The following is a 21,558-nucleotide window of genomic DNA, read 5'->3' as shown; positions in this document are numbered from 1 at the left end:
TTCAATGTTTGACATGAGCTGGTCGATACTTTGGAGGTCGATAGGGTGATTTCTCTTCGATCTGAAGGATCTCGTTATAGCCAGCTCTCTCGTCGTCGTATACGAAGGTCAATCCCAGGCTGTCGAATTTGAGAAAGAACTCCTCCCACGTAAGTACCTTGATATCGGGATGTCCGTTCGCCTGTCCGGCGAGCATCATGCGCAGCTCTGCCGGCTCGTGATCGAGTACATGGGGCAGAAGCTCTGTCGGCACAATCTGGTGGGATTCAGCCCAGATGCGGATCTCGTTGTGGTTGGTGGTGGGTCCTGATAAGGACATGCTTCCTCTCTTCTGCGGCTTGCAGCAAGTCAGTGATTGGAACGTTCGATGCAGACTACGCGTATGTTGGAGCTTCTTCAAGAGCCTTCACGTGTACGGAAAGAGGAGTCTAATAGGGCCAGAAACAAGGAGAGACCTAACGACCGACAACCGCAATCAAGGAGAAGAGATCGATGTAGATTCTGGTCAACAGCGACAAACATATCTTGCTTCACCGTAAACTCTCGAACTTCGTCAACACAGAGGTCAACCGGATTCTTAACCGGTTCGATCCAAACCCTACCCGTGTAGAGGCCCATCTCAGCGATGAACACGCCTTCAAAGCCGGCCCACGAACGAAACGGCGTCTGCTCGAAGCGCGGCCCAAAGATCACCAGTCGCTTACTGTTACAGCGGACTCTCCCGACTTGGTGATTGCGGTGACTGGGGCTGCTCACAAGATGCAGCGCCTTCTTGATTCAACCTTCGGCCGGATTGAGGGAAGACGTCCCATTCTCGCCGTGGAATAAAGCTGGGGAGAGGTAAGGAGACGGTGGATCGTCCCCCATCCCCGTTTTCTTCCATGCACTTGCACTGATTTCTTCCTTGAAATAAAAACTCGATTCAATTCAAGGTGTCGATTCTTCCCACCAAAGCAGCATTCGGTCGCCACGCTTTAGTCGGTGGCAAGCGCAATGTCGTTTACATGACAGAGGAATTGTTCTACGCTCACCCTAGGGTTGTGATCTCTTCCTAATGAGGAATGTTCCCCCAGCGCTTCGCTGACATTCTCAAATCTTAGGCGGGGCAGACATGTCGAAACATACGCGTTCGCAGCTTGTTACGGCAGCCAAAAGACGGTCTACCCCTCTTCGAAACGAGGCCACTGCTCTTGAACGTGCACTTGAAAGAGTGGACGAACTGCAGGCTCACCAGATCCGAATCACTTCGAAGGTCGAGGAGTTGCTGCAGACCTTCGTCACCCTCGAAGAAGCTCATGATCTGCTTCTCGGTCTCTACGAGAGCTCCCCAGCGGGATACGTCACGCTCAACCAAGAACTCATGGTGTGCAAGATCAATCTGACGGGGGCCGCGGTCCTCGGCGGCCCAAGGGAACAGATCCTTGGGAGTGACTTCCTTCAGTATGTGACTGCTGATGACCGTGTTCGCTTTGAACGCAATACGCGGAAGGCGTCAAGGACTCCCAAGAGGATTAGCTTCGACTTCGTCCTGCAGCGCGGCGATGGTTCGGTCTTCGAGGCGCACTGTGACTGCATCCGCATGGTCGTGAATGAGAGACCCGCGATTGGTTTAGTCCTGGTGGACATCGGGGAACGCAAGAGAGCAGAAACCGAGATACGGCAACTGGCGTTCCACGATCCACTCACCGCTCTGCCCAATCGCCGCCTCTTGCTGGATCGCTTGCAGCACGTACTGGCTCACTCCGCCACAGGCCTGCGGTACGGTGCCATCTTCTATCTCGATCTCGATGACTTCAAAACCCTGAACGACACCCAGGGCCATGCCGTCGGTGATCTGTTGCTCCAGCAGGTGGCGCGTCGATTGATTGATTGCACCCCCGTTCTGGACACGGTGGCGCGTCTCGGTGGTGACGAATTCGTCGTGGTAGCCCAGAACCTCGGCAAGAATGTAGAAGCAGCAGCAAAGGCAGCAAAGAAACTTGGTGAGAAGCTCCTGGATTGTTTAGAGCAGTCGTACCTACTCAGCGGCCGTCCCTACCAGACTTCAGGAAGCATCGGGGTCACGCTCTTTCGAGATACATCGCTTTCCATCGAAACACTCCTCCAACAAGCCGATCTTGCTCTCTATGCGGCGAAGAGCGTCAGGCCCGGCAAGATGCGCTTCTTCGACCCGGAGATGCAAAGGACAGTCGCTGCACGAGGCGTTCTGGATGCCGACATTCGACGAGCGTTGCAGGATAAGAGCTTCATCCTTCACTACCAACCCCAGGTCGATCATCGAGGATGGATGACCAGTGCTGAAGCTCTCTTACGCTGGCAGCATCCAGACCGGGGGCTGCTACTTCCAAGCGACTTTATTCCCTACGCGGAGGAGAAGGGCCTGATTGGCCTTTTGGGAGAACAGGTGCTCGAAGCGGCGTGTACGCAGCTCAAGGCCTGGTCCCTGATTCCACACATGGCTGCTTTGAAGCTGGCCGTGAACGTGAGTGCCCTTGAATTCTGTCATCCGGACTTCGTTCCCCGCATGCTTGCGGTCATCGACCGCAGCGGCGCCGATGCGAGCAAGTTGATCATGGAATTTACAGAGCGGGTCATGTTCGCATCGATGGAAGAGACGTTGTTCAAAATGACGGCGCTGAAGAAGCGCGGCATCAGCTTTTCTCTCGATGATTTCGGGATTGGATATTCTTCGCTCTCCTCACTCCATAGCCTTCCACTCGATCAACTCAAAATCGATCGCACGTTTATTCGGGATGTGGTCACCAATCCTGCGGACGCCGCAATTGCCCGTTCCATCATCGCTTTAGGACAGGGGCTCAACCTTGAAGTCCTTGCCGAGGGAGTGGAGAAAGAGGATCAGCGCAGCTTTCTCGAAGCTCACGGCTGCTGCGCCTATCAAGGCTACCTGTTCGGCCGGCCAGGGCCAGCTGAAGACCTGCTTCGAGTCAAAATTATTTCGTCACGCAATACATTTTGATTGCGGTTTTAGCAGCTAGAAAGGTCAACCTGAGTCGCTCCGCAACAATATCGATCGACGATGGGTGGAGCCATTCCTACGCCATCTTGGAACGAACGACGAGGTCCGCCTGAAGCCCTTTTGCTCCTTCGATGATGTCGTATTCCACGATCTCGCCCTCTTTAAGCGACTTATAGCCCTCGATCTGGATCGAGCTGAAATGAACGAACACATCGGGACCATCGTCACGTCCAAGAAAACCATAGCCTTTCACATTGTTGAACCACTTCACTGAACCTTTGTGCTGAGACATGGATGTTCCTCCTATTTCTCGGCTGAAGCTAGACCGCAAACAAGAGATCACGTTGCCGGCCTCTTGTCCCAACAAGAACGTAGTCGCTTCTTTCTGACTTGTTTGTAGTCCAGGTCACCTAGAAAGCGTAGTATTTGCAGTATTATCCGCAGTCTTGCAACTCACGTAAGAAGAGTTGAGCGCTCTCATCCGTTCAGAACGAAGTATCGATGAGCACCCCGCCGTTCAAGAACTCCCTCTTACAGCGCTTCGATCCGGAGATCATCGACCGGCTGCATCTTCACCCGGTCGACCTCCCTGTGGGTCGCGAGATCGAATATCCTGGCAATCACATCGATAACCTGTTCTTTATCGAGGAGGGCATCGCGTCGATGACGGCGACGTTTAAGGACGGCGTGCAGGTCGAAATTGCTTTGGCCGGATTCGAGGCCGTCCTCGCGGCATCGTCCATGATGGGAACGCGCCGCAGCCTCAATCGCGTCTATATGCAGGTTGGTGGGCATGGCTTCAGCTCGGCGATCGAAGCAGCTACTCTGGAGTTCAAGCGCGGCGAGAAGTTTCAGGACCTGACCCTTCGATATCTTCAGGCCCAGTTCATTCAGTCCTCTCAAACGGCTGGGTGCAATGCTCGACATTCGATCGAGCAGAGACTTGCACGGTGGCTTCTGCTCTGTGCCGACCGCAACGGAGGGCGCATTCTTCCTCTATCTCACGAATACATGGCTGACATGCTCGGTGCCTCTCGAACCACGGTGACGAACGTCGCCATTCACTTCCAGGAGCAGAAACTCATCTCGTACTCGCGAGGCAAAATAAACCTGCTCGACCTGCCCGGTCTCGAGAAACTCTCCTGCGAGTGCTATGCCGTTGTACGTGACCATTTGAGCAACTATGCCGATTCGTATGAAGGCTTTGGCAAAAGTTAGCACCTAAGAACATACCGCCATTGAAGCCTTCACGAAGTGCTTATGTGCTCTGGGTCACACACCAGACGCTTTGTAAGCTGTATAACCCAACGTAGAAGTAGCTTCAGCAACAAAGAAAGAACGATCACTCTTTGTGTCCTGCAGTGTGACTCTTTTAGGCGGTCGCCTGCGAACGAGGATTCCATGCCAAAGCAGACACTGCCCTACGTCGTGGTAGTCGATGACGAACGAGTCATCGCTGAAACCCTGACCATCATTCTGAACGAAAACGGCTTCTCTGCCGTGTTCTTCACCAATCCTCTCGATGCACTCGAAAGCGCTCAAACCGCGCCGCCCGATCTGCTCGTCTCCGACATCATGATGCCGCAACTCTCCGGAATCGATCTTGCGATCCGCATGAGGGCGCTGTGTCCTGCGTGCAAGATTCTGCTCTTCTCAGGGCAGACCGACACGGCCGAGTTGCTTACGTCAGCTCGCGGTCAAGGGCATTCCTTCGATCTGCTCTTGAAGCCTGTTCATCCTCATGATTTTCTCAGGAAGCTCCGACAACAGGAGTCTCCCTGGCCAGGGGAGGATCTCCTCCCTTCCCCCATGATGTTCGGATAACAACCGACTTCAGGCATGAAGGAGATCCAAATGTTTACTCCTTTGAAAGACACTACGCTGACCATTCCGACGGCCTCTGCAGCGACCTTCCACCCTCTCCGAAGGCCAGCGGAGAGTGATCCTACGAAGGCCGGTTCACAACTACGACCCGGCGAGGTCCCCTTGGTTCCTGGAAGCGAGAAACTGAACGGCACACCATGAGCTCAGAGTCCGGATCAGCGATTGTGAACCAGTGCTCCCAGTGTGGGCAGGGTGATGTTCATCGCTCCCATCGAAGCGGTCTCGAGTATCTTCTGAGCCGTGTCGCACTTTGGCCCTATCGCTGCAACGTCTGCGGCCATCGCTTCTTTCGTTTCGCACGTCCTGTTGAACTGCCGGAGGATTGAGCTTTCTGTACCGATCTTCCATTTAGGAGAAGCAATGACAGAGATTTATTCCGTAGTCGCGGCATTCGGCACAAACGGCGACGCTGAAGACGCGGTGCAACGGCTTGAGAGAAGCGGCATCCAGAAGAACAGCATGTCGATCGAGAAAAGGGTTTCCCCAATTGCTTACCAGCAACCAGCGCTGGACACCGCTGCTTCGCAACTGAAGATGTGGACGATCACAGGGGCACTCTGGGGAGGCGTATGGGCGTTCCTTACGAACGGAGACCGCTTCCTACGCAAGAGAGGAACTGCCGTTTCTGTAGACCCGCTTGTCTCCTGTATTGGCTCGATGGTGCAGGGAGCTTGTATCTTCGCCAGCGTCAGTTTCATGAGTTTCAGCATGAACGGTGGATTTCTGCACCACCTTGAGCAGAATGAGCCAACTCTTTCAGTCGATCCTTATCTAATCCTCATTCACAGCACCCCCGCAGCCATCACCCTTGCCGGCGATGTTCTGAGAACAGCACAGGGACTCTAAAGGAGACTTCTATCGCAACCTTCATCGATGAGTATGGAAAGAACAGCATTCGGTATAAAGTGACCGGTTGCCTGATGCAGGAATTGGAACAACACCAAGACGGCATCGGCTGGTTATTCGATGCGTTCAAACATAATGGTCTGACTTTGAGCGTCGAGCGGTGGGCAAGCGGAGAGACACAACCAGCCTCAATTCTTCAGATGGAGAAGGGTTTCAGCGGCACACAGATGATCGGGAATATAGCCCGACGCGTTCCTCTATCCTCCGAAGTTGTGTTGAGTGAACTCGCAATCCTGGTCCCGATTCTGGTGCATCACTTTGTTCTCAGTGGTTTTGTGACAACGAACAACGATTTGCAATATGAGAGTGCGGTCCTGCAGCCCAACATGATGCTCGCCTCTGCCCTTGATCGCGTTATGTAAGTCCCTACGAATGTCGGTGCTCCGAGTGTGACGTTTCTTCATGCTCGATTCGCGAGCATCTTCGTTTCTCGCCTTCAGCCTTCAATGCTTCCGCTCCAGACGAGTCCCTTTCAAGCAAGCAGATGGCACCTCTGGAGCAGTCATGAATTTCTATAAAGGATCAGACGTACACAACCATCTCTCCATGCAACACAAAGGTCTTGTACTCTCAGCCTTGTAGCAAGCATCCCCGCGACTCGAAAGGTTTTGTTCATGCGTCCGCCTTCCCTTCTCCAGAGACTTCAGCTTAGAGGACCATCGGTTTCGAAGCCAAGCAAAGCACGCCAAATTCGCAGCAAGCCACGCCAAAGTAAATGCTGCTGTGCTAGCGTCCAGACTAATAGCGCAATTTATGTATAGTCGATGCTTGTTTTGGCCTCCGGCCTCGGAATGACAACTTTTCGAGTGCCCGTGACGTTGAACTGTAATACCGCCAGCATGCAACACTGAACAAGAAGAGAACAACTGCCATCACTGGTGCATGCTTAGCCGCAACGGTCGTGATCCGGTCGACCGGTGTACTGATGTTGAGCAAACGCTGACAGATCCACCCGAGTGCGGCAATCGCGGCGAAAAGAGCAGAAGGGACCCTGAGATAGGAATAAGCAGGTGTTCGGCTTAGAAGAAGCAATGACGGGAGTACAACTGCCACAACGATTAACTGCATGGTCTCAATACCGATATTGAAAGCCAAGATGCCGGTAAGGCGTTCGCTCCATCCCAGGCCGAGACTATTGAGAGTCGATGCGAACGCCAAGCCATGGATCAGACCGAAAAAGGCCGCGATGGCGGCTTCCCTGCCCGGAAAGATAGGTCGAACCGCGTGAATGGCTGAAACGAGGATAGAAACAGCGATCAAGATTTCGACTGGACGACTCGGTACGTGTACGAAGCCCAGGGCTGCCAAGGCGAGAGTAATCGAATGGCCAAGTGTAAATGCCGTAACGATCTTGAGGATGCGGAGTAATCCGTCGCTGACCCTGGACGAAGTCGCCCACGAGGAACCTGCGGCAAGGAGAGGTGCTGGGAGGAGAAGCGCGAGAAGGAAGAGGAGATGATCTGTTCCTTCCGCGATGTGCTCTATACCGAGATGAAAGAGTGAGCGGAAGGTCGAGATATTGGCAATGAGTAGCAGGCTCGACCTGAGTGTCGGATGTGCCACAGCACTCGTCTGATCGTAGTCAAGTTCATATCTGGACTGCTGCTCGTTGCGCTCCTGACTGAGGATGTGGATGCTGGGATCAGTTGAAACCGTAGCGTTGACCAGATAGACGGAGTGTGGGTTTTGGTGGTGATTCTCAACGATGAGGCTGTAGTGAGGTTGGTTCAGGGGCATCGGAACGGTGAACTGGATATGGATCTCACCTAGACCGGTGCGCATCTGCGCGACCTGCGGATAGGTCGCTGAGGCCAAGTGCGGGAAGAGCACCTGACCATTTGCCGTGAATGTGAGGTCATCTAAAACTCTTTGTGTATAGTCCTCCTGCTCAGCTTCCGAGAAAACGCCGTTGTGGTCGCGGTCGATCCCGTCGATCACGGACGAAGAAACGGATACTCCGGGAATAAGGCGCATGGAGACTTCTATGCGATCCTTCGCAACACTAAGAAGAGTGGCTTGCAAGTATTCATCCAGGCGATGCGCAGAGGCAATTCTGCCGTTCCCGACGAAGAGAAGAAGTGCAACTACGGTTGAGACGACACGCTTCATTTCTTGACGATGCCTTTACCGTAGTCATTCGTAGGATCGCGGTACATGGTGTGGACGTGGAGCGATGCGTCGCCGCCTAATGCCTGGGGAGCGTATTCGATGACGAGATGCGGACCTTGAATGCGGTAATACGCACTGATGTTCTTTCCGAGGGTTCCGTCCGTGGGACCGCTCCAGGAGAACCACGTTTCATTGAGGTCCACTTTGAGTTGAGCCATGCGGGCAGTGGCAGCGGTATCGTTGATGATGCCAGCCCACTCAGAGATAACATCGAGAAGCATGACACGCTGCTTATCGTTCATGAGGGACGCCTGGAGACCTTCAGGCTGGATGATGACACCATCTTGTCCTGGACCAAGAACGAGATCAGCGAGTTTGTAGCTCAGGACGGCCTTCTTCCGTTCGGCTTCGTCAAGTGCTTTGAGGAGCGTCAGGGCTTTGTCACTCTCCTGTCCGAGTGGTCGAATAGTCCGGCCATGTGTTGTGTAAAGTGCGGGCTGGGCACCTGTAAGCGTAGGAGTCAGAACGCCTTTGTCTCCGGCGATGGTGATGTTCAGCGCAAGGTGGTGGCCGCCGAATTGGATCATCCAGGGGTTCTTTTCTGAGGGTGTACCGAGGAAGGAGATGTAGTAAAGATCTTTTCCGAACAGATCTGCACTGAGTCCGGGAGGCCCCCCAGGGCCGCCAAATGGTGGCCGATTCCCTGCTCCATCTGGCGGGCCGCCTGCTCCAGGAGGCGGCCCATTGATTCCGCGAGGACCACCACCCCCAGGGCCACGGTTGCCATTCTTTGCCTCCTCAAGCTTGTTAACTTCGTCGCCTTCCATGATCTCCTGTACCTTCTCGTAGCCGCGCTTGCTGAGAGTTACAGAAAGGAGGCTCATAGCCGCTGCACGTTGCGCTGGGGTCATCGAACGCAGATTGATGCCGCCCCGAGGGATAAAGCCGGTGGGGAAGTTCGACCAGCGAGCACGTTGCTTGTTGTCGTCGAACGAGTACATCACGCTTTGCCGCTGCTTCTGGTCGAGGGTAGATAGAAAGTTGTTGGCAGCGGTCACGATCTTATCCGTTGGGTTTTGTGCGACCGCAGACACAGCGATCAGCGAGAGAGTCCCCAGTATGGCAAATCTTTGCAATGCTTCCCGATATAAGCTCATGCGACCTCTTTCACTTCCAGCGAAGGTTTGACGATCAAAAGGCATAGACGCTCCTTTCTGACCTGATGACTACCCAACATCTCTCGATCACCCAGTTTAAGGATGGTCATTGCAATTGATCTTGCGCAGTGCCTGTTATCACGCATCTGCACCCTGCTCACCAGTCAAGCTGATAAACCACTCAGCATAAGGGGTGTTAAGCACCATGTGGCGGTTCCAGTCTGGCGCACCGTCAGTCCACCAGGCTGGTCCCCGCTCACCCAACTGATGCTTCACCAAATCCACTCTCTGGCGCGCTTGCTCCCGACCGTCAGTGTCCCCTTTGCGCATAGCCTCGCCTTTGGCTCTGCGCGCATTCATCAGCTCATTGACCAAATCCTTTTTTGTTCCGGAAGTCAGCGAGGGGTTCGTACAGCGCCAAAGACGCCCCTTGACGACGAAATACCGGCCATCTGGCGTGGTAGGGTAGGCTGACTTCACCGATCAGGCTTCTCGGTTCCAAACAATGGGACCGCTGCGGCAGCGGGACCTTGAACCTTGAAGTTAAGGTTTGTCTGCTCATGCCCTTTGGGGTGCTGCTCTCTCCAAAGTTTCAACAGGAGTGGAGGCATGGCCGACATAACAACCCTGGTACGGTGGACCTTCGCATGACAGCCAGGGCAAAGCGAGATCATCAGATTGAGAACAGATCTACCCGGAACCCGATGGTGGACAATGATCGATCGTTTATCCCGACCCGACGCGTCACACACCCGGCAGCGCTTCCCATCGCGTTCCAAAACAGCCTCACGCAGACCGCCAAAGTGCTCCTCATCCTGCCGCTTGAGCGTGTAGCAGGTTGAGCAAAGTCCCATCGCGAGGATCTTCCGATTCCCGCAAGGGCAATGCAGTGAGCGCTGAACTGGCCCTTTCATCATCGCGCTCCCGAGGAGGACCGGACCCTCTTTGCCACTACCGGCTTCTTTGCTAGGGTGGCAGCTTCCATCGCGGCCCAGCGCACATACCGGTAGATCGTCGCGCGATTTACGCCTAGTTCGCGAGCGAGACTGGCCTTTTCTTCCCCAGCGGCCAGACGGCTGCTTAGTTCAGCCGCTCGTTCCGGCGAGAACTTCCGCTTTCGACCCTTGTACGCCCCGGCTCTCTTTGCAAGTTCAATTCCCTCCCTCTGACGCTCCCGGATCAAGTCGCGTTCAAATTGAGCGACCGCACCCATGACACTGAGCATCAGGTTCGCCATCGGTGCATCTTCTCCGGTAAAAGTCAGACCTTCTTTGAGGAAGTGAACCGAGATTCCACGCTCCGTCATCAGATCGACCAGCTTACGCAGGTCTCCAAGGTTCCGGCCCAGGCGATCCATCGAATGACAGAATACCGAATCCCCTTCCCTCACGAAGTCCAACATGGCGGTGAGCTGCGGACGTTTCACATCTTTGCCAGAGGCCTTGTCCAGAAAGGTCTTGTCCAACTCGATTCCTTCGAGCTGCCGATGCTCGTTCTGATCGAGGGTGCTCACGCGCAGGTAGCCGACCCTTTGCCCCTTGCTCGGGCGCTTCAGAGTCCTGGGTGTCGCTTTAGAACCTATTACCTTGGGCATTAGATGTATCTTAAAGCAGCAAGCAACTCTATTGCAACGTGTTTTGAGCATGAATGCAACGCTGCGATACGGTATACCCAATGGCAACACCTTTCGCCGCGCAATCCAAGACCTGTCTGATTCAGAAGCTGAGATACACTTCGATCTTGTTTAGCCCTTTGTTCTTTCGCGCGGGGATGGCAAGACAGGCTATGCTGGTGTCGCAAACTCGGTTCCTTGTAAACCTCATCTACCCATAGAGATTGGAAGACAAACAAGATATGACTGACGGTGGCAATTCGACAGACGATATCAGAAACAGAATTGCACCGATTCTCGATAAGGTAGCGGTTGTGGGCTTGAGGTCCTGGCTCAAAACGATCGGCCTTTCTAGCTCTGCGTACACAAAGGCGACCATAGCCGAGCTCGTGGCGAAGCAGATAGCAGCAGGCCAACTCTCTGAACCCGCTCTCGAACAGGCGCTCATTGGTTTTGAAGAAGCTAGCGACATGCGCGTCTACCTGTTTAGCTTGGAGGACCTGCCGTCCGGTCCCCCCGCGCAGTGGCTCACGGCGTCCTTGAGCTCCCTTAGCATTCCTGTCTCCCAAGAGAGGAAATTTGCCGGGGACAAAACAAAGCCGATGTCCCCCATATATGGCCAAGTTCAGGGTTCGTTGCTCCGTGTTAAATGGGGCGAGCAGCAAGAGCGGGCAAAGCTGGATGAAACCACGTTCCTGCCCGTCAGTAAGCCGGTATTCAAACGGGCGGTGCTGATAGCCGACATCGATGCAAGGACCGCGGAGCTTAGGCTTAACCCTCCTGAGAACAAACACGCACATGAGGATGCAGGAGGCCGGATCACGGCAGACGCCTATTACCAAGATTACATTCAGAAGGCGCGTGATGTACTTGGATGCACGCTTAGACCGCTCGAATTGAGGCCGGTAGTCAAGACCCTGGTTGAAGAGGAGCCCAGAGCTATCCGTATTCACATTGACAACCACACAAACCAGATCAACGGCAAAATGAGAGTCAATACCTCTGGAGGAGATGTAAGGGATGATCCTGACTGGCAAGTTGCATATGAACGGAATGGTGCTACATGGGCCTGGGACAATCAGTCTTTTTACTGGCTACCGAAAGCCTCAAGTAAGCTGTTGGCTCGTGAACTTTTCTCCCACATCGATGCCGAAGATGGCTATGTGAGAGTCAATGCTGACTGTAGCGATGAGGAGGTCATTTATGTTGTCTCCCAAATTCGGGCGCGTTAAGCAGCAGCATCCAGGCCTTACCGGATTGTTGGACGGTCTAGCTTCATATATCCGGCGACAGGCGTTGTCGGGTCAGCCCTATATCATCCCAAAGCTGGCTGCTTCCGCGCTTGGATTGAACGATGGGGAAGCGTTTGTTCTGCTGGAGCTTCTCTCTGAAGGAAGAATCCTCAAAAGGGTCTACAACGTTTACTGTCGAGATACAGGGGTGCTTCTCGCGACCGTCAACGACCCAAAAGCCTTAGATGACGTACCTCACTGCGATTTTTGCGACCAAACACACGCCGCGCATGAACTGAGGCTCGAACTAGCTTATGCTCCGCTGGATCTTGATGCCCTGGACAAGGCTGCCTAATGGCAAAGCTTTCGCAAGCTAAGCCGACAAGCCTCCAAGCTCAGGAGCATCAACAGGTTCTCGACTTTCTCGTCCTTGCCGACAAAAGCCAGAACCCAGACATTCGAAAAGCTGCGATCGAGATCGCTAGGAACCGAGATAAACACAACCGGAAGCAGGGTGCCAAAATGTCGGCTACGCAAGTAGTCATTTTCGGCACGAGTGCAGTCCTGCTTGCTGTAGCAGCGTCCTGGTTCGCGATCCTCCACTATCCACGGCAGGTAGCGTGGGAGATCATTGGTTGTGTCTCATCTTGTCTCTTGATTGTCATAGCACTCTATACCCTTGTCTCTGGCCATCTTTCGCAAACCAATTTTGTAAAACTATTGCAAGCTGCTTTCAAACGAATGGCACCTACTAAGCTCCAACCAGCAAATTCATTAGAAGGTCAGTTAGCAAGCAGCGAAACTTCTGCGTCGAGTGACGGAAAACGGGACGCCTGAGGGCACGTCAAGATCACCGCGCGTAGTGATTATTGCGAGGCAATCCAAAGGATCATCGAGGAAGTCACTCGCACCGATTAGCGTCTAGGTATCGAGCATGTCCCATTCGTCGCCCATGACCCAATTTAAAGCGGAAAGCTTTCCGTTTATCATTCCCCACTCGAAATCGGTCCATGGTCCAAGGTTTTCGAGTCCGAACTCTTCCTCTACCTTCCTTGCGGCTAGCAGAGCGCTCTCCCATACATTCCCCTGAACGGTTCTCTCTTGAGGGCTCTTTCGGTCTTGGGCGGTCTCAACACTGACAATTTTGATAGTTCCATCTTCGACACCGGATCTACGGTTCCAATGACGGTTGTACCAAACCTGATTCCACAGGAGGTGTCCTGCCTCAGAGATCTCGCTCCTACCTCTCGGTTCCTCATTCCAGGAGAGTTCCAGCATGTAGTCCAATCTCCGGTTGGGGTCAATCCGACGCAGCGCTGTTGTCATGTTGATAAAGAAGAGGGATTTGAGAGGTGAGAACAGAGACGCGAGATCGGGGTGAGGTAAGCGTTGATCGCCCTGCTCAGCACTGAAATCACTCTTGTTGTGCGTAACAAAGATGAAGCGACTGCCCCTTGCCCTTCGCGCTTTTACAGCCTCAGCATACGTCTCGATAATGACCGCGTCTGCCATTGAGTTCTTGTTGTGATGAAAGGGAGCTTTCTTGGCGACGGCTCGTTTTGCAGCCTCCAACATGGCTGTCGTAGAAGGAGTGATGAGGACACCCCTTTTTAGCAAGTCTTCTATGCGTTGGAGAGTGTCATCAGTCGCGCTGCCGATGAGCGGAATCTTGTGAGTAACATCGTCCAGATGGGACATGACATCTTGAAGTTTCTTCTGTTCGCCGCCGACCTTGGTGACGGCATCTTTTACCAATCGGAAGTGGGCAGACAGGCTCTTCCTGCTCTCTTGAGCTACCCTATCCCGATTGCGTTGAAACTCTTCCAGGACGGTGGTCGGGACAAGCAAACGCAGCAAGTCAAGACGAATCATTTCATCCATCAGATCCAGGAGCGGCAGTTGACTTCGATCTTTAGCGACATCGAGCCACACGCAGGTGTCAACCAGCATATTGAACATGCATCAGGATAATGGATTATGTAAGGCTGCCCAATTGAGCCAGACCTGAAAACATCGACCATACATTAGGCAGCGGTTGACTCTTACCCAGGAGGGTTCCCGCGCGGTTATGCATGCGCCACTCCGCACTAGACTAGGAGAGCGCTCTCAACGGGGCTTCATAATGTGCGATTGGTTCGAGCAGGGGCAAGACCGAGGTTGCCAAAAGCAACACGGCCCTGCGCTGACAGGGCCGTCATTCCCGTTGAAAGGAGGTAGAAGTCATGTTCTCGATAAACATGCGCTTCAACCTTGCAATCCATTTGCCCTTGCGGTGGATTGCAGCTCTGCTCTACCTCATGAGGTAAAGCAGATGTAGCACCTTCCGGTGGGGTGGAGCCCGCCGGAAGTCATAAATAGAATACGCCTATAATTTTGTGCGTCAAGGATTGGAGGCGATCATGTACGTTACCGATGACAAGCTCCCCGACGACGTTCTCCGAAAAGGGTACGACGAGACTCGGCACGCCCTCTGCTGTTCGGAGTGCAACTTCGAGTCCTTTTTCGACCCTAGAACGCCGCAAGCGATCGGAAAACCCTTGATGGCGCTCGTGCTCCACGATTGCGAAACCGATCGTTTGCCAGCCATGCAGTGAGCTTCCATAGCGCGCCGGCGAGGAGAACCGGCCCACTCCTCCCTGCTACCAGCCTTCGACCATCCGCATAAACGGATAAGCGGATATCATGATAGGCGGCGGACGAGAGAAGCGAACAGCCGGAGCCATCCACTTCTATGTTTTCCGTACCGCAGCTAGAGCGGCTGGATATCTGCAGCCTGCCAGCCCTTGGGTCCCTTGACCACGTTGAACTGTACGGCCTGTCCTTCTTGAAGGCTCTTGAAGCCGCTGGAGACGATCGCTGAGTAGTGCGCGAATACGTCTTCGCCATTCTCACGGCTGATAAAGCCAAACCCCTTGGCATCGTTGAACCACTTCACTGTTCCCTGCTCCATGTCTTGTCCTTTGGTCGTTCAAAATTACCGGCGAGATCGAGTCGCGGACCGAACGGTTTAGTACAGGGCCAACAGTTCTCTGCTTCGGTGAGGAAAGAATAGCATCGAGCCAAACGAGCGGAAGTCGATTTTGCCAGTCTGTGCGCCTAAGAGGGCCGTCATCCGAACCCAGCCTGATCACTTCCCTTCCCTCTGAGATCGTCCAGATGTCCCTTCGGGTCAAATGCGATCCTGGCTGTATCGTACGATTCAACCCGCGCGGAGCCGTCTGACTCGCAAAGCTGCTCGGTAATACCTCGGGGAAGGGCTGTTTGAGTGCGTTAGCCGTTTCAGGCCGATCGCCAGTGATCCGGCTTCTTTTTGTCGTTCAGATAACGCACGCGAGCCACTACGGGAGAATGATGATGCGCTTTAGCCCAGGCGATAGCTTCCTCTTGCGTATTGAACGAGCCGAGCACGTTTTCGGTGTGATCCTCGACGACGTAACCTTCGATCGCCGATCCTTCTGGACGCCCTTTGGGACGCGCTTCCACGAACACATTGGCCATAGAATCCTCCAGGTTGTACATTCCTCGCAGTTCGATGCAATGGACCTTTAGGAAGGTGTCCTCGCCGCTGCCGGGCCACGGTTTCACGAAGCATCAGGGCGTTTTAGACAACCTGACCCCGTTTTGTCACTTCTCAAGAGCAAGCACGAGCATGCCGAAAACTGAATGAGGTGAAACAAAATGGGACTCATTACACCGAACGATTTTCAAAGCCTTCGCGAGCTTTATACGGCCCAACTCCGTTACCTTCTATCAACCGAAAAGCAGATCGTCAAAGGTCTGCCTGACATGATCGAACACGCTGATGATCTCCAGCTCAAGCAAGCATTTCAATCTCATCTTCAGGAATCAGAGGTTCACGTTTCGCGGCTCGAAGACCTCATCGGGGATGTGAACGAGGGCGATGTGGATGACAAGAAGGACCCCATCCTCACCGCCATCGTCGGTTCCGGTGAAAACATCACGAAGGAAACTGATCCCGGTGCTGTTCGCGACGCCGGTTTGATCGCCACGGCTCAGAAAATCGAGCACTACGAGATAGCTTCGTACGGCAGCGCCCGCGACTGGGCCATCCAGCTTGGTCTTTCCAGCCACGCGGCCACCTTGGAGAAGACCCTGGCAGAGGAGAAGCACGCCGACCATCTCCTTTCAGAGATTTCCCAACGGGCGAACGCAGTCGCAGCTACCGTTTAGGCGACAGCCGCGACAAACGAAGACGCAGCGTGCTTCCAAAAAATAGAGCCTCCCGCCCTGTCCGGGGCGGGAGGCTTTGATGTTTATAAAAGACTTCAGTCCTGCTGGATTCGTTCGTTAGCGACCTGGAGGTCGTTGGTGACCTTGAACACGCCGGGCACGCTGTTCGCGCGAAGACCAGCAACCTCCTTGTCAGCCTTGTCGATGACAACGCCGACGAGGGTCACGTTCCCATTTTGAACGACGATGCGAATCGGCTTTGCGGGATCGATCGCGTACTTGTTGAGCGTGGGATAACCGTAGATTGAGCGCGCCGTCGCCAGGCGGATCTTGTCATCAAACATGGAAACCGGATCAACCTGGATGTTGTCAACGACACCCTTCACTCCCGCCGTGTAGCTGGCATCTGCAAGCGCGTAATCCTTGTCCATAGGACCATAGGCAGTTCCGCCCAGCGTCACGACTCCATGATCCACATTGAGCGAAATGGCATTGAAGGCAGTTGTCCCGTAGCCAATTCTGTCCGATTGAAGCTTCCGCTGCAGAACCTCATCAGGAATCACGGGTCCGCCGACCTGTAAGTCATCCTTCACTGCGGTGACCGCTTTGATTTTATGAACCCGCTTTAGGGCGTCTTCTTTGGCGCCGTAGACATCCACAGTTCCAGCCAAGGACACGACGCCGTTTTGAACGCTCGCTTGAACGCCTTTGAACTTGGCGTTGCTCAGAGATTTCGTCAGTTCAGCTTGTATGCGGCTGTCGCTCTGCGTGCCTTCGGCCCACGCGCGCGGCGTAATCTGTGCAGCAGATATTGCTAAAGCGATGGCTGCTAGTGATACCTTCCAACCCGTTGTCTTCGTCAGCATTTTGCCCCTCCTGGGCTCCTCTTTCCTCTATCAAATCAGACACGGAATGGGCAGTTTAGTTGTGTTTCGGGCAGGACAACCGGTTCAGGTGGCTTGAAATTTCGCCGTCCATTGCTCGGACAAAACGCGACCTCTGACCTCCTTGGCACCGGCACCGTAAATCGACGACGTTCGCGAGTAAAGCTGATATAAGTTGGGTTTTAGCATTCAGATAGCCCGCTCCGCACCCTGTACGAACAAAATCCATACATCCGCTACGGCGAAGTCGAGGACCTACGTGCGTTTTTCCCGAATCTGGCTTGGAACAACCCTGCTCATTTCAACGGTTGCCTTTACAGCGAGCGCAGAGACCATCCGCGTGCGGTATCCGCAAGGTTCAACTCACGGATTCCTGGCGCTAAGGACTTTAGACGGAAAGATCATCGCGACCGGCGAGGCAACGCAGACGGTGCGCGGCATTCAGGTCACGTCAAGATTGACCTTCCACTTTCGCGACGGCTCGATCGATGACGATGAGACGATCTTTTCTCAGAAAGGCGTGTTCCGCCTCATCTCCGATCACCACATCCAACATGGCCCGTCGTTTCCGAAGCCGATCGACCTCCTGATCAACACCTTGGATGGCGAGCTCATCTGGCGTGACGAGGTCGGAACCAGCACTCAAACGCGTATGGATCTGCCAAATGACGTGTCGAACGGGCTCCCGCCAAACCTGCTCGTGAACATTTCTCCAACAATCCCAGAGACGAAGGTTTCTTACATTGTTGCTGGCAAGAAGCCGCGGCTGATCCACGTTTCGATTAAGCCCACAGGCACAGCGGCGTTCAGTGTCGGAACACTTCGACGTAAGGCAACAGACTTCACACTCCACGTCGAACTCGGCGGCATCACTGGAGTCGTTGCACCCATCATCGGGAAGCAGCCGCCCGACTTCCACATCTGGCTCCAGGACGGCAAACCGCCTGCGTTCATTCGGGAGGAAGGAGCCCTCTACGAGGGCGGTCCCGTTTGGAGGATGGAGCAACTGAGTCCGATGCTCCGCTAGCCGCCCACAACGTCAAGAGGCCCCGCCAAAGCGGGGCCTCTACACCATCCAAGGGATTACACCGCCGCAGGTTCAGGTTCACCGGCGAGATCGGGTGCCGCTTTCGCCTCGTCTTCCTTGCTCTTCTTGGCCGAATACTTCTCTTTGCCTGACTTCGGTTCCTTCGGAGTTTCAGGCTCTTTCGCGCTCAGCTTCATGATCGGAGCGCCAGCAGCGGTGATCTTCTTGGCTGCGGCCAGCTCTTCTTTGAGGTTGGAGTTCAAGAGTTTGACGATCTTCGGCATTGCAAGGGCGGTCGCCATCGAGATGCAGGCCTCATAACCCGCGATCTCGTAGTGCTCGGTGCGGAGCGCGGCTCCGATGAGCCCAGCTTCGAAAGAGGAGCCCTCTTCGTCCTTCTCCAGGGCGTCCTTGCCCTCTTCGATCACTCCTTCCATCCCGTTGCAGTGTTGGCCGGTCGGCTTTTCGCCCAGTTCGGCAAACACCTTTTTCAAACGCTCGACCTGGCCCTTGGTCTCGGCGAGGTGGGCGGTGAAGATGGACTTAAGCTTCGGGTTCTTCGAGCCCTTCGCGAGCTTAGGGAGAGCCTTCACCAGTTGGTTTTCAGCGCTGTACATATCGCGCAATTCGTCGATCAAAACTGTCTTCAATGCCATTGTTCAATCTCCATGATGTCTAAAAGCCTTCTCATCATATGCTGAACCAGAGGTAACGGGTTGTCTCCGACGTACTGCCACATCTACATCGGCGGCCCGATATCAGCAAAGGCAAGAAGGCGAGGATATGAACGGACCATTCAGAAACGGCTTACTTCATAGATTTGATCCGAAAACGATTGCTCGGTTGGAGCTCCGTCGTGTCGAGTTGCCCGCGAAACACGAGATCGAGATTCCAGGGCGGCGCGTAGACGAGCTTGTCTTCGTTGAGGATGGCGTCGCCTCAATGACGACGTGCTTCCATGATGGTGGGGGAGTAGAAATCGCTTTAGCTGGAATCGAGTCGGTGTTGGGAACGTCGGCTCTCCTGGGATTCAAGAAGAGTCCCAACCGCGTCTTTATGCGCGTTGCAGGTTACGGCTACGCCACTCAAACACCTATGGCTCAAGAGGAATTCAAGCGCTGCGGTGTTTTTCAGGACCTCATACTGCATTGCAACCAAGCGCTGTTTGTTCAGGCAGCCCAAACCGCAGGCTGCAATTCGCGTCATTCAACCCAGCAGCGCCTCTCCCGGTGGCTTTTGCTTTGTGCGGATCGAAACGTCGACCGGATCCTGCCCTTCTCTCACGATGATTTAGCCGAGATGATCGGAGCCCGGCGCTCGACCGTTACCGTTATTGCTGGCAAATTGAAGCGTCTGGGAGTGATTGAATACGCCCGCAGCAAAATCACGATTCTCGATCGCTCAGGATTGGAGCGTATCTCCTGTGAATGCTATGCAACAGTGCGCGATCATCTCCAATAGCTCGCCGATACGCTCCCAGGGATGGCGCAAGCGGATCTCCGGTAGAAACCGTTTAGGTCTTGGGGTGCTCTTAGGGGGCCGATTGCGCTGATCGCAAGGTGTGCAATTTTGGGCAACATACTTGATCTCACTCTGACAAGCTTGAGGTTGGCACAGGTGCCTCAGAGGAGATGCGATGACCGGGAAGGCTAAAACACGATTGCTCCTTGTCGACGACGATCCCATGTTGCGTCAGACAGTCAGCCTGATTCTTGAGCACGGCAACTTCGAAGTGCGATGCGCCGAGAATGTCAACGAGGCGATCAAGCTCATCGGCTCTGAAACATTTGATGTTCTGGTCAGTGATCTGCACATGCCTAACAATGGTGATGGTCTGACGGTGGTCAGTGCGATGCGCCACGCAAATCCCAAGGCCGTGACCATCATTTTCAGCGCTCATCCCGAAATGAAGGCGGCCGCAGCGGCAATTTTGGCGCAAACCGACGACATCCTTGTAAAACCTGCTGCGGTAGGTAACCTCGTGGCATTGATTCGGGAGAAATTGAAGAGTGGGCCAGGTTCCACCCGCGTCATGACGAGCATCGCGACGATTCTGGAAGAAGAGACACCATCAACAATTGAGGACTGGCTGACCCGCGTTGACGCTGATCGGCACGTTCTTTCAATCGACCTGGATAGAGCCACACGGACAGCTCATTTGCCGCAACTCTTCGCCGATTTGGTCTTCCGACTGCGAAACCCCCTTGCTTTGGGCAGCCGCGCGCAGGTCTCCCCTGCCGCTGCGGAGCATGGATTATTGCGGAGGGAACAGGGCTATACCGCCGCAATGATGGTTGAAGAATCGCGCATGTTGCAGGTCAGCATCTTCCAAACGTTGCAGAATAATCTCCATCGCGTGAATTTCAGCTTGGTTCTGGTGGCAGTGATGGCTATCGCGGATGAAGTCGACTCCCAGCTCGCCCAGGCCATGACAGGCTACGTTGCGGAATCAAAGATCGACGCTGAGCCAGTTCTAGCGTGAATCACTGCCTAGAGACTTCCGTCTAGGCTTCAGACGCCGTCGATTTTCTAGGCGCTTTCCTGCCCTTGATTCTCTTCTCGTTGTCATTGCTAAGGAGGGCTGCATTGTGCTCGAACTTCTGGTCATGAAGAACCACGTTCAGCAAAGACTTGTGTACGTGGATTCTGCCGTTGTACTCGATGAAGCCTAGGCTCCGAAAACGGTTCATGAAGAAACTGACGCGTGATCGAGTGGTTCCGATCATGTCGGCTAGCGTCTCCTGCGAAATCCTCGGAATCAACTTCTCGGGTTCGCCAGGTTGTCCGAATTCCGCCATCAGCAGCAAGATCCGGGCTAAACGCCTCTCGCTCGAATTGAAGAGCTGATCCACTAAATCGGCTTGAATCCGCATACTGCGGGAGACCAGAAAGGAGAGGAACATATCTGAAAAAGCATTCTCGTCATGCATGACGCGCAGCATCTCATCTCTGCTAATTTTGAGAACGCTGCACATGGTCACGGCGCTAGCGGTTGCCATGTGACGCCCGATGATGGCGGCCACAGACTCTTCGCCAACGAAGTCGCCAGCAGATAGAAGCGTGATGGTGGCCTCTTTGCCAGCTCCAGAGACCACCGTCAATTTCGCGCGGCCTGTCTGTATGTAGAAAACGTGGTTCGCAGAATCTCCCTGAGAGAAGAAGACCCCTGCTGTTGGTATTTCTACGATTCGCCGACCAAGACCTGCTGTGGCTAAAAAGACTGCCGGATCGAAGGCGACCGTTGCTGAAGGTTTCATGCAGGCACCTCGATGGTCGAAGAAAGCGGGCAATGTCGTCTAATCCACATAGCTTACATTGTTCAATCTCATTGAATGTGTATAGAAAGGACCAGTAAGTGGGTGAGGGAGGAAGTACACTCCGCTCCGGAGGACTTCAGCCATGTCCACTCTAGCGCCTGCGAAACCTCTTACCCGACGCAAGCAAGACGGTTCACAAGATCTGATTTGCCTATCCTGCCTCGCAACAATTGCATCAAGCTTGATCGAATCAGGGCCTCAAAAGGAAGAAGACAAGCATATTTGCTCGTCCATACGACTGCGTTAGGCCCAAAACCACTTT

At 54.1% G+C, this 21,558-nt stretch carries 27 protein-coding genes; 14 read left to right on the top strand and 13 right to left on the bottom strand.

Going from position 1 to position 21,558, the window contains the following annotated elements; genetic code table 11:
• Nucleotide 1: 1 nt before the first annotated feature.
• Nucleotides 2-319 (bottom strand): hypothetical protein, encoded by a 318-nt coding sequence (locus OHL20_RS12725; RefSeq protein ID WP_263383552.1) that lies wholly within the window; start codon nt 317-319, stop codon nt 2-4.
• Between the two features lie 179 nt (nt 320-498).
• On the opposite strand from OHL20_RS12725, the gene OHL20_RS12720 reads away from it, so the two are divergent.
• Nucleotides 499-828, top strand: a complete 330-nt coding sequence (locus OHL20_RS12720) for an HPF/RaiA family ribosome-associated protein (RefSeq protein ID WP_396272561.1) — start codon at nt 499-501, stop codon at nt 826-828.
• Between the two features lie 382 nt (nt 829-1,210).
• On the top strand, nt 1,211-2,977 hold the full coding sequence (locus tag OHL20_RS12715) for a putative bifunctional diguanylate cyclase/phosphodiesterase (RefSeq protein WP_263383550.1): 1,767 nt from the start codon (nt 1,211-1,213) through the stop codon (nt 2,975-2,977).
• Between the two features lie 76 nt (nt 2,978-3,053).
• On the opposite strand, the gene OHL20_RS12710 is transcribed toward OHL20_RS12715, so the two are convergent.
• Nucleotides 3,054-3,269, bottom strand: a complete 216-nt coding sequence (locus OHL20_RS12710; protein WP_263383549.1) for a cold shock domain-containing protein — start codon at nt 3,267-3,269, stop codon at nt 3,054-3,056.
• 209 nt (nt 3,270-3,478) lie between these two features.
• Between OHL20_RS12710 and OHL20_RS12705 the strand changes: the two genes are divergently transcribed.
• Complete coding sequence (locus OHL20_RS12705; RefSeq protein WP_263383548.1) at nt 3,479-4,195, top strand: Crp/Fnr family transcriptional regulator; 717 nt, start codon at nt 3,479-3,481, stop codon at nt 4,193-4,195.
• A gap of 183 nt (nt 4,196-4,378) precedes the next feature.
• Nucleotides 4,379-4,801, top strand: coding sequence for a response regulator (locus tag OHL20_RS12700; protein WP_263383547.1), 423 nt, complete (start codon nt 4,379-4,381; stop codon nt 4,799-4,801).
• A gap of 215 nt (nt 4,802-5,016) precedes the next feature.
• Here the strand turns inward: OHL20_RS12700 and OHL20_RS12695 are convergent, their stop codons facing one another.
• On the bottom strand, nt 5,017-5,142 hold the full coding sequence (locus OHL20_RS12695; protein WP_263383546.1) for a hypothetical protein: 126 nt from the start codon (nt 5,140-5,142) through the stop codon (nt 5,017-5,019).
• A gap of 79 nt (nt 5,143-5,221) precedes the next feature.
• On the opposite strand from OHL20_RS12695, the gene OHL20_RS12690 reads away from it, so the two are divergent.
• Together OHL20_RS12690 and OHL20_RS12685 are read left to right on the top strand one after the other, a co-directional pair.
• Nucleotides 5,222-5,707: a hypothetical protein gene (locus OHL20_RS12690; protein WP_263383545.1), complete on the top strand. Its 486-nt coding sequence runs from the start codon at nt 5,222-5,224 to the stop codon at nt 5,705-5,707.
• Nucleotides 5,708-5,781: 74 nt separating this feature from the next.
• Nucleotides 5,782-6,129: a YidB family protein gene (locus OHL20_RS12685; protein ID WP_263383544.1), complete on the top strand. Its 348-nt coding sequence runs from the start codon at nt 5,782-5,784 to the stop codon at nt 6,127-6,129.
• Nucleotides 6,130-6,505: 376 nt separating this feature from the next.
• Here OHL20_RS12685 and OHL20_RS12680 read toward each other — a convergent pair whose 3' ends face one another.
• The 3 genes from OHL20_RS12680 to OHL20_RS12670 form a co-directional block, all read right to left on the bottom strand.
• A complete protein-coding gene (locus OHL20_RS12680) occupies nt 6,506-7,741 on the bottom strand; it encodes a HupE/UreJ family protein (RefSeq protein WP_263383543.1) in 1,236 nt (411 codons plus the stop codon).
• A gap of 131 nt (nt 7,742-7,872) precedes the next feature.
• Nucleotides 7,873-9,033 (bottom strand): DUF3500 domain-containing protein, encoded by a 1,161-nt coding sequence (locus OHL20_RS12675; protein WP_263383542.1) that lies wholly within the window; start codon nt 9,031-9,033, stop codon nt 7,873-7,875.
• Between the two features lie 138 nt (nt 9,034-9,171).
• Nucleotides 9,172-9,393 (bottom strand): hypothetical protein, encoded by a 222-nt coding sequence (locus OHL20_RS12670; protein ID WP_263383541.1) that lies wholly within the window; start codon nt 9,391-9,393, stop codon nt 9,172-9,174.
• Nucleotides 9,394-9,563: 170 nt separating this feature from the next.
• Between OHL20_RS12670 and OHL20_RS12665 the strand changes: the two genes are divergently transcribed.
• The gene (locus OHL20_RS12665) at nt 9,564-9,875 is read left to right on the top strand and encodes a hypothetical protein (protein WP_263383540.1); all 312 of its coding nucleotides are present in this window, start codon (nt 9,564-9,566) and stop codon (nt 9,873-9,875) included.
• 71 nt (nt 9,876-9,946) lie between these two features.
• On the opposite strand, the gene OHL20_RS12660 is transcribed toward OHL20_RS12665, so the two are convergent.
• Nucleotides 9,947-10,627, bottom strand: a complete 681-nt coding sequence (locus OHL20_RS12660; RefSeq protein ID WP_263383539.1) for a recombinase family protein — start codon at nt 10,625-10,627, stop codon at nt 9,947-9,949.
• Nucleotides 10,628-10,887: 260 nt separating this feature from the next.
• Here OHL20_RS12660 and OHL20_RS12655 point away from each other — a divergent pair, with 260 nt between their 5' ends.
• Genes OHL20_RS12655 through OHL20_RS12645 form a run of 3 tightly spaced genes read left to right on the top strand, consistent with a single transcriptional unit; the run spans nt 10,888 to nt 12,714 of the window.
• Nucleotides 10,888-11,877, top strand: coding sequence for a hypothetical protein (locus OHL20_RS12655; protein ID WP_263383538.1), 990 nt, complete (start codon nt 10,888-10,890; stop codon nt 11,875-11,877).
• Nucleotides 11,849-12,232, top strand: coding sequence for a hypothetical protein (locus tag OHL20_RS12650; protein WP_263383537.1), 384 nt, complete (start codon nt 11,849-11,851; stop codon nt 12,230-12,232). The genes OHL20_RS12655 and OHL20_RS12650 overlap by 29 nt, the downstream gene beginning before the upstream one ends.
• Complete coding sequence (locus OHL20_RS12645; protein ID WP_263383536.1) at nt 12,232-12,714, top strand: hypothetical protein; 483 nt, start codon at nt 12,232-12,234, stop codon at nt 12,712-12,714. The genes OHL20_RS12650 and OHL20_RS12645 overlap by 1 nt, the downstream gene beginning before the upstream one ends.
• 84 nt (nt 12,715-12,798) lie before the next feature.
• On the opposite strand, the gene OHL20_RS12640 is transcribed toward OHL20_RS12645, so the two are convergent.
• The 3 genes from OHL20_RS12640 to OHL20_RS12630 form a co-directional block, all read right to left on the bottom strand.
• Nucleotides 12,799-13,827: a PIN domain-containing protein gene (locus tag OHL20_RS12640; protein ID WP_263383535.1), complete on the bottom strand. Its 1,029-nt coding sequence runs from the start codon at nt 13,825-13,827 to the stop codon at nt 12,799-12,801.
• A gap of 799 nt (nt 13,828-14,626) precedes the next feature.
• Entirely contained in the window at nt 14,627-14,827 is a 201-nt protein-coding gene (locus tag OHL20_RS12635) for a cold-shock protein (protein WP_263383534.1), read from the bottom strand.
• A 329-nt stretch (nt 14,828-15,156) separates the two neighbouring features.
• Nucleotides 15,157-15,375, bottom strand: coding sequence for a hypothetical protein (locus tag OHL20_RS12630; RefSeq protein ID WP_263383533.1), 219 nt, complete (start codon nt 15,373-15,375; stop codon nt 15,157-15,159).
• A 180-nt stretch (nt 15,376-15,555) separates the two neighbouring features.
• On the opposite strand from OHL20_RS12630, the gene OHL20_RS12625 reads away from it, so the two are divergent.
• Complete coding sequence (locus tag OHL20_RS12625; protein WP_263383532.1) at nt 15,556-16,068, top strand: YciE/YciF ferroxidase family protein; 513 nt, start codon at nt 15,556-15,558, stop codon at nt 16,066-16,068.
• Between the two features lie 95 nt (nt 16,069-16,163).
• Here OHL20_RS12625 and OHL20_RS12620 read toward each other — a convergent pair whose 3' ends face one another.
• Nucleotides 16,164-16,934, bottom strand: coding sequence for a BON domain-containing protein (locus OHL20_RS12620; RefSeq protein WP_263383531.1), 771 nt, complete (start codon nt 16,932-16,934; stop codon nt 16,164-16,166).
• 277 nt (nt 16,935-17,211) lie between these two features.
• Between OHL20_RS12620 and OHL20_RS12615 the strand changes: the two genes are divergently transcribed.
• Entirely contained in the window at nt 17,212-17,979 is a 768-nt protein-coding gene (locus tag OHL20_RS12615) for a hypothetical protein (protein ID WP_263383530.1), read from the top strand.
• A gap of 56 nt (nt 17,980-18,035) precedes the next feature.
• On the opposite strand, the gene OHL20_RS12610 is transcribed toward OHL20_RS12615, so the two are convergent.
• Entirely contained in the window at nt 18,036-18,635 is a 600-nt protein-coding gene (locus tag OHL20_RS12610; RefSeq protein WP_263383529.1) for a YciE/YciF ferroxidase family protein, read from the bottom strand.
• Nucleotides 18,636-18,921: 286 nt separating this feature from the next.
• On the opposite strand from OHL20_RS12610, the gene OHL20_RS12605 reads away from it, so the two are divergent.
• Nucleotides 18,922-19,440, top strand: a complete 519-nt coding sequence (locus tag OHL20_RS12605) for a Crp/Fnr family transcriptional regulator (RefSeq protein WP_263383528.1) — start codon at nt 18,922-18,924, stop codon at nt 19,438-19,440.
• 175 nt (nt 19,441-19,615) lie between these two features.
• A complete protein-coding gene (locus tag OHL20_RS12600) occupies nt 19,616-20,461 on the top strand; it encodes a response regulator (RefSeq protein ID WP_263383527.1) in 846 nt (281 codons plus the stop codon).
• A 22-nt stretch (nt 20,462-20,483) separates the two neighbouring features.
• Here OHL20_RS12600 and OHL20_RS12595 read toward each other — a convergent pair whose 3' ends face one another.
• Nucleotides 20,484-21,269: a Crp/Fnr family transcriptional regulator gene (locus tag OHL20_RS12595; protein WP_263383526.1), complete on the bottom strand. Its 786-nt coding sequence runs from the start codon at nt 21,267-21,269 to the stop codon at nt 20,484-20,486.
• Between the last annotated feature and the right edge of the window lie 289 nt (nt 21,270-21,558).

It is taken from the genome of Granulicella arctica, assembly GCF_025685605.1.
In the GTDB taxonomy this organism is placed as follows: Bacteria; Acidobacteriota; Terriglobia; order Terriglobales; family Acidobacteriaceae; genus Edaphobacter; species Edaphobacter arcticus.
This window is presented reverse-complemented; position numbering and strand designations above follow the sequence as displayed.

Coding starts and splice junctions, on each gene's coding strand:
- OHL20_RS12725 (WP_263383552.1), bottom strand. CDS start 319: ATGTCCTTATCAGGACCCACCACCAACCACAACGAGATCCGCATCTGG.
- OHL20_RS12710 (WP_263383549.1), bottom strand. CDS start 3,269: ATGTCTCAGCACAAAGGTTCAGTGAAGTGGTTCAACAATGTGAAAGGC.
- OHL20_RS12705 (WP_263383548.1), top strand. CDS start 3,479: ATGAGCACCCCGCCGTTCAAGAACTCCCTCTTACAGCGCTTCGATCCG.
- OHL20_RS12700 (WP_263383547.1), top strand. CDS start 4,379: ATGCCAAAGCAGACACTGCCCTACGTCGTGGTAGTCGATGACGAACGA.
- OHL20_RS12695 (WP_263383546.1), bottom strand. CDS start 5,142: ATGGCCGCAGACGTTGCAGCGATAGGGCCAAAGTGCGACACGGCTCAG.
- OHL20_RS12690 (WP_263383545.1), top strand. CDS start 5,222: ATGACAGAGATTTATTCCGTAGTCGCGGCATTCGGCACAAACGGCGAC.
- OHL20_RS12685 (WP_263383544.1), top strand. CDS start 5,782: ATGCAGGAATTGGAACAACACCAAGACGGCATCGGCTGGTTATTCGAT.
- OHL20_RS12680 (WP_263383543.1), bottom strand. CDS start 7,741: ATGCGCCTTATTCCCGGAGTATCCGTTTCTTCGTCCGTGATCGACGGG.
- OHL20_RS12675 (WP_263383542.1), bottom strand. CDS start 9,033: ATGAGCTTATATCGGGAAGCATTGCAAAGATTTGCCATACTGGGGACT.
- OHL20_RS12670 (WP_263383541.1), bottom strand. CDS start 9,393: ATGAATGCGCGCAGAGCCAAAGGCGAGGCTATGCGCAAAGGGGACACT.
- OHL20_RS12660 (WP_263383539.1), bottom strand. CDS start 10,627: ATGCCCAAGGTAATAGGTTCTAAAGCGACACCCAGGACTCTGAAGCGC.
- OHL20_RS12655 (WP_263383538.1), top strand. CDS start 10,888: ATGACTGACGGTGGCAATTCGACAGACGATATCAGAAACAGAATTGCA.
- OHL20_RS12650 (WP_263383537.1), top strand. CDS start 11,849: ATGTTGTCTCCCAAATTCGGGCGCGTTAAGCAGCAGCATCCAGGCCTT.
- OHL20_RS12645 (WP_263383536.1), top strand. CDS start 12,232: ATGGCAAAGCTTTCGCAAGCTAAGCCGACAAGCCTCCAAGCTCAGGAG.
- OHL20_RS12640 (WP_263383535.1), bottom strand. CDS start 13,827: ATGCTGGTTGACACCTGCGTGTGGCTCGATGTCGCTAAAGATCGAAGT.
- OHL20_RS12635 (WP_263383534.1), bottom strand. CDS start 14,827: ATGGAGCAGGGAACAGTGAAGTGGTTCAACGATGCCAAGGGGTTTGGC.
- OHL20_RS12630 (WP_263383533.1), bottom strand. CDS start 15,375: ATGGCCAATGTGTTCGTGGAAGCGCGTCCCAAAGGGCGTCCAGAAGGA.
- OHL20_RS12625 (WP_263383532.1), top strand. CDS start 15,556: ATGGGACTCATTACACCGAACGATTTTCAAAGCCTTCGCGAGCTTTAT.
- OHL20_RS12620 (WP_263383531.1), bottom strand. CDS start 16,934: ATGCTGACGAAGACAACGGGTTGGAAGGTATCACTAGCAGCCATCGCT.
- OHL20_RS12610 (WP_263383529.1), bottom strand. CDS start 18,635: ATGGCATTGAAGACAGTTTTGATCGACGAATTGCGCGATATGTACAGC.
- OHL20_RS12605 (WP_263383528.1), top strand. CDS start 18,922: ATGACGACGTGCTTCCATGATGGTGGGGGAGTAGAAATCGCTTTAGCT.
- OHL20_RS12600 (WP_263383527.1), top strand. CDS start 19,616: ATGACCGGGAAGGCTAAAACACGATTGCTCCTTGTCGACGACGATCCC.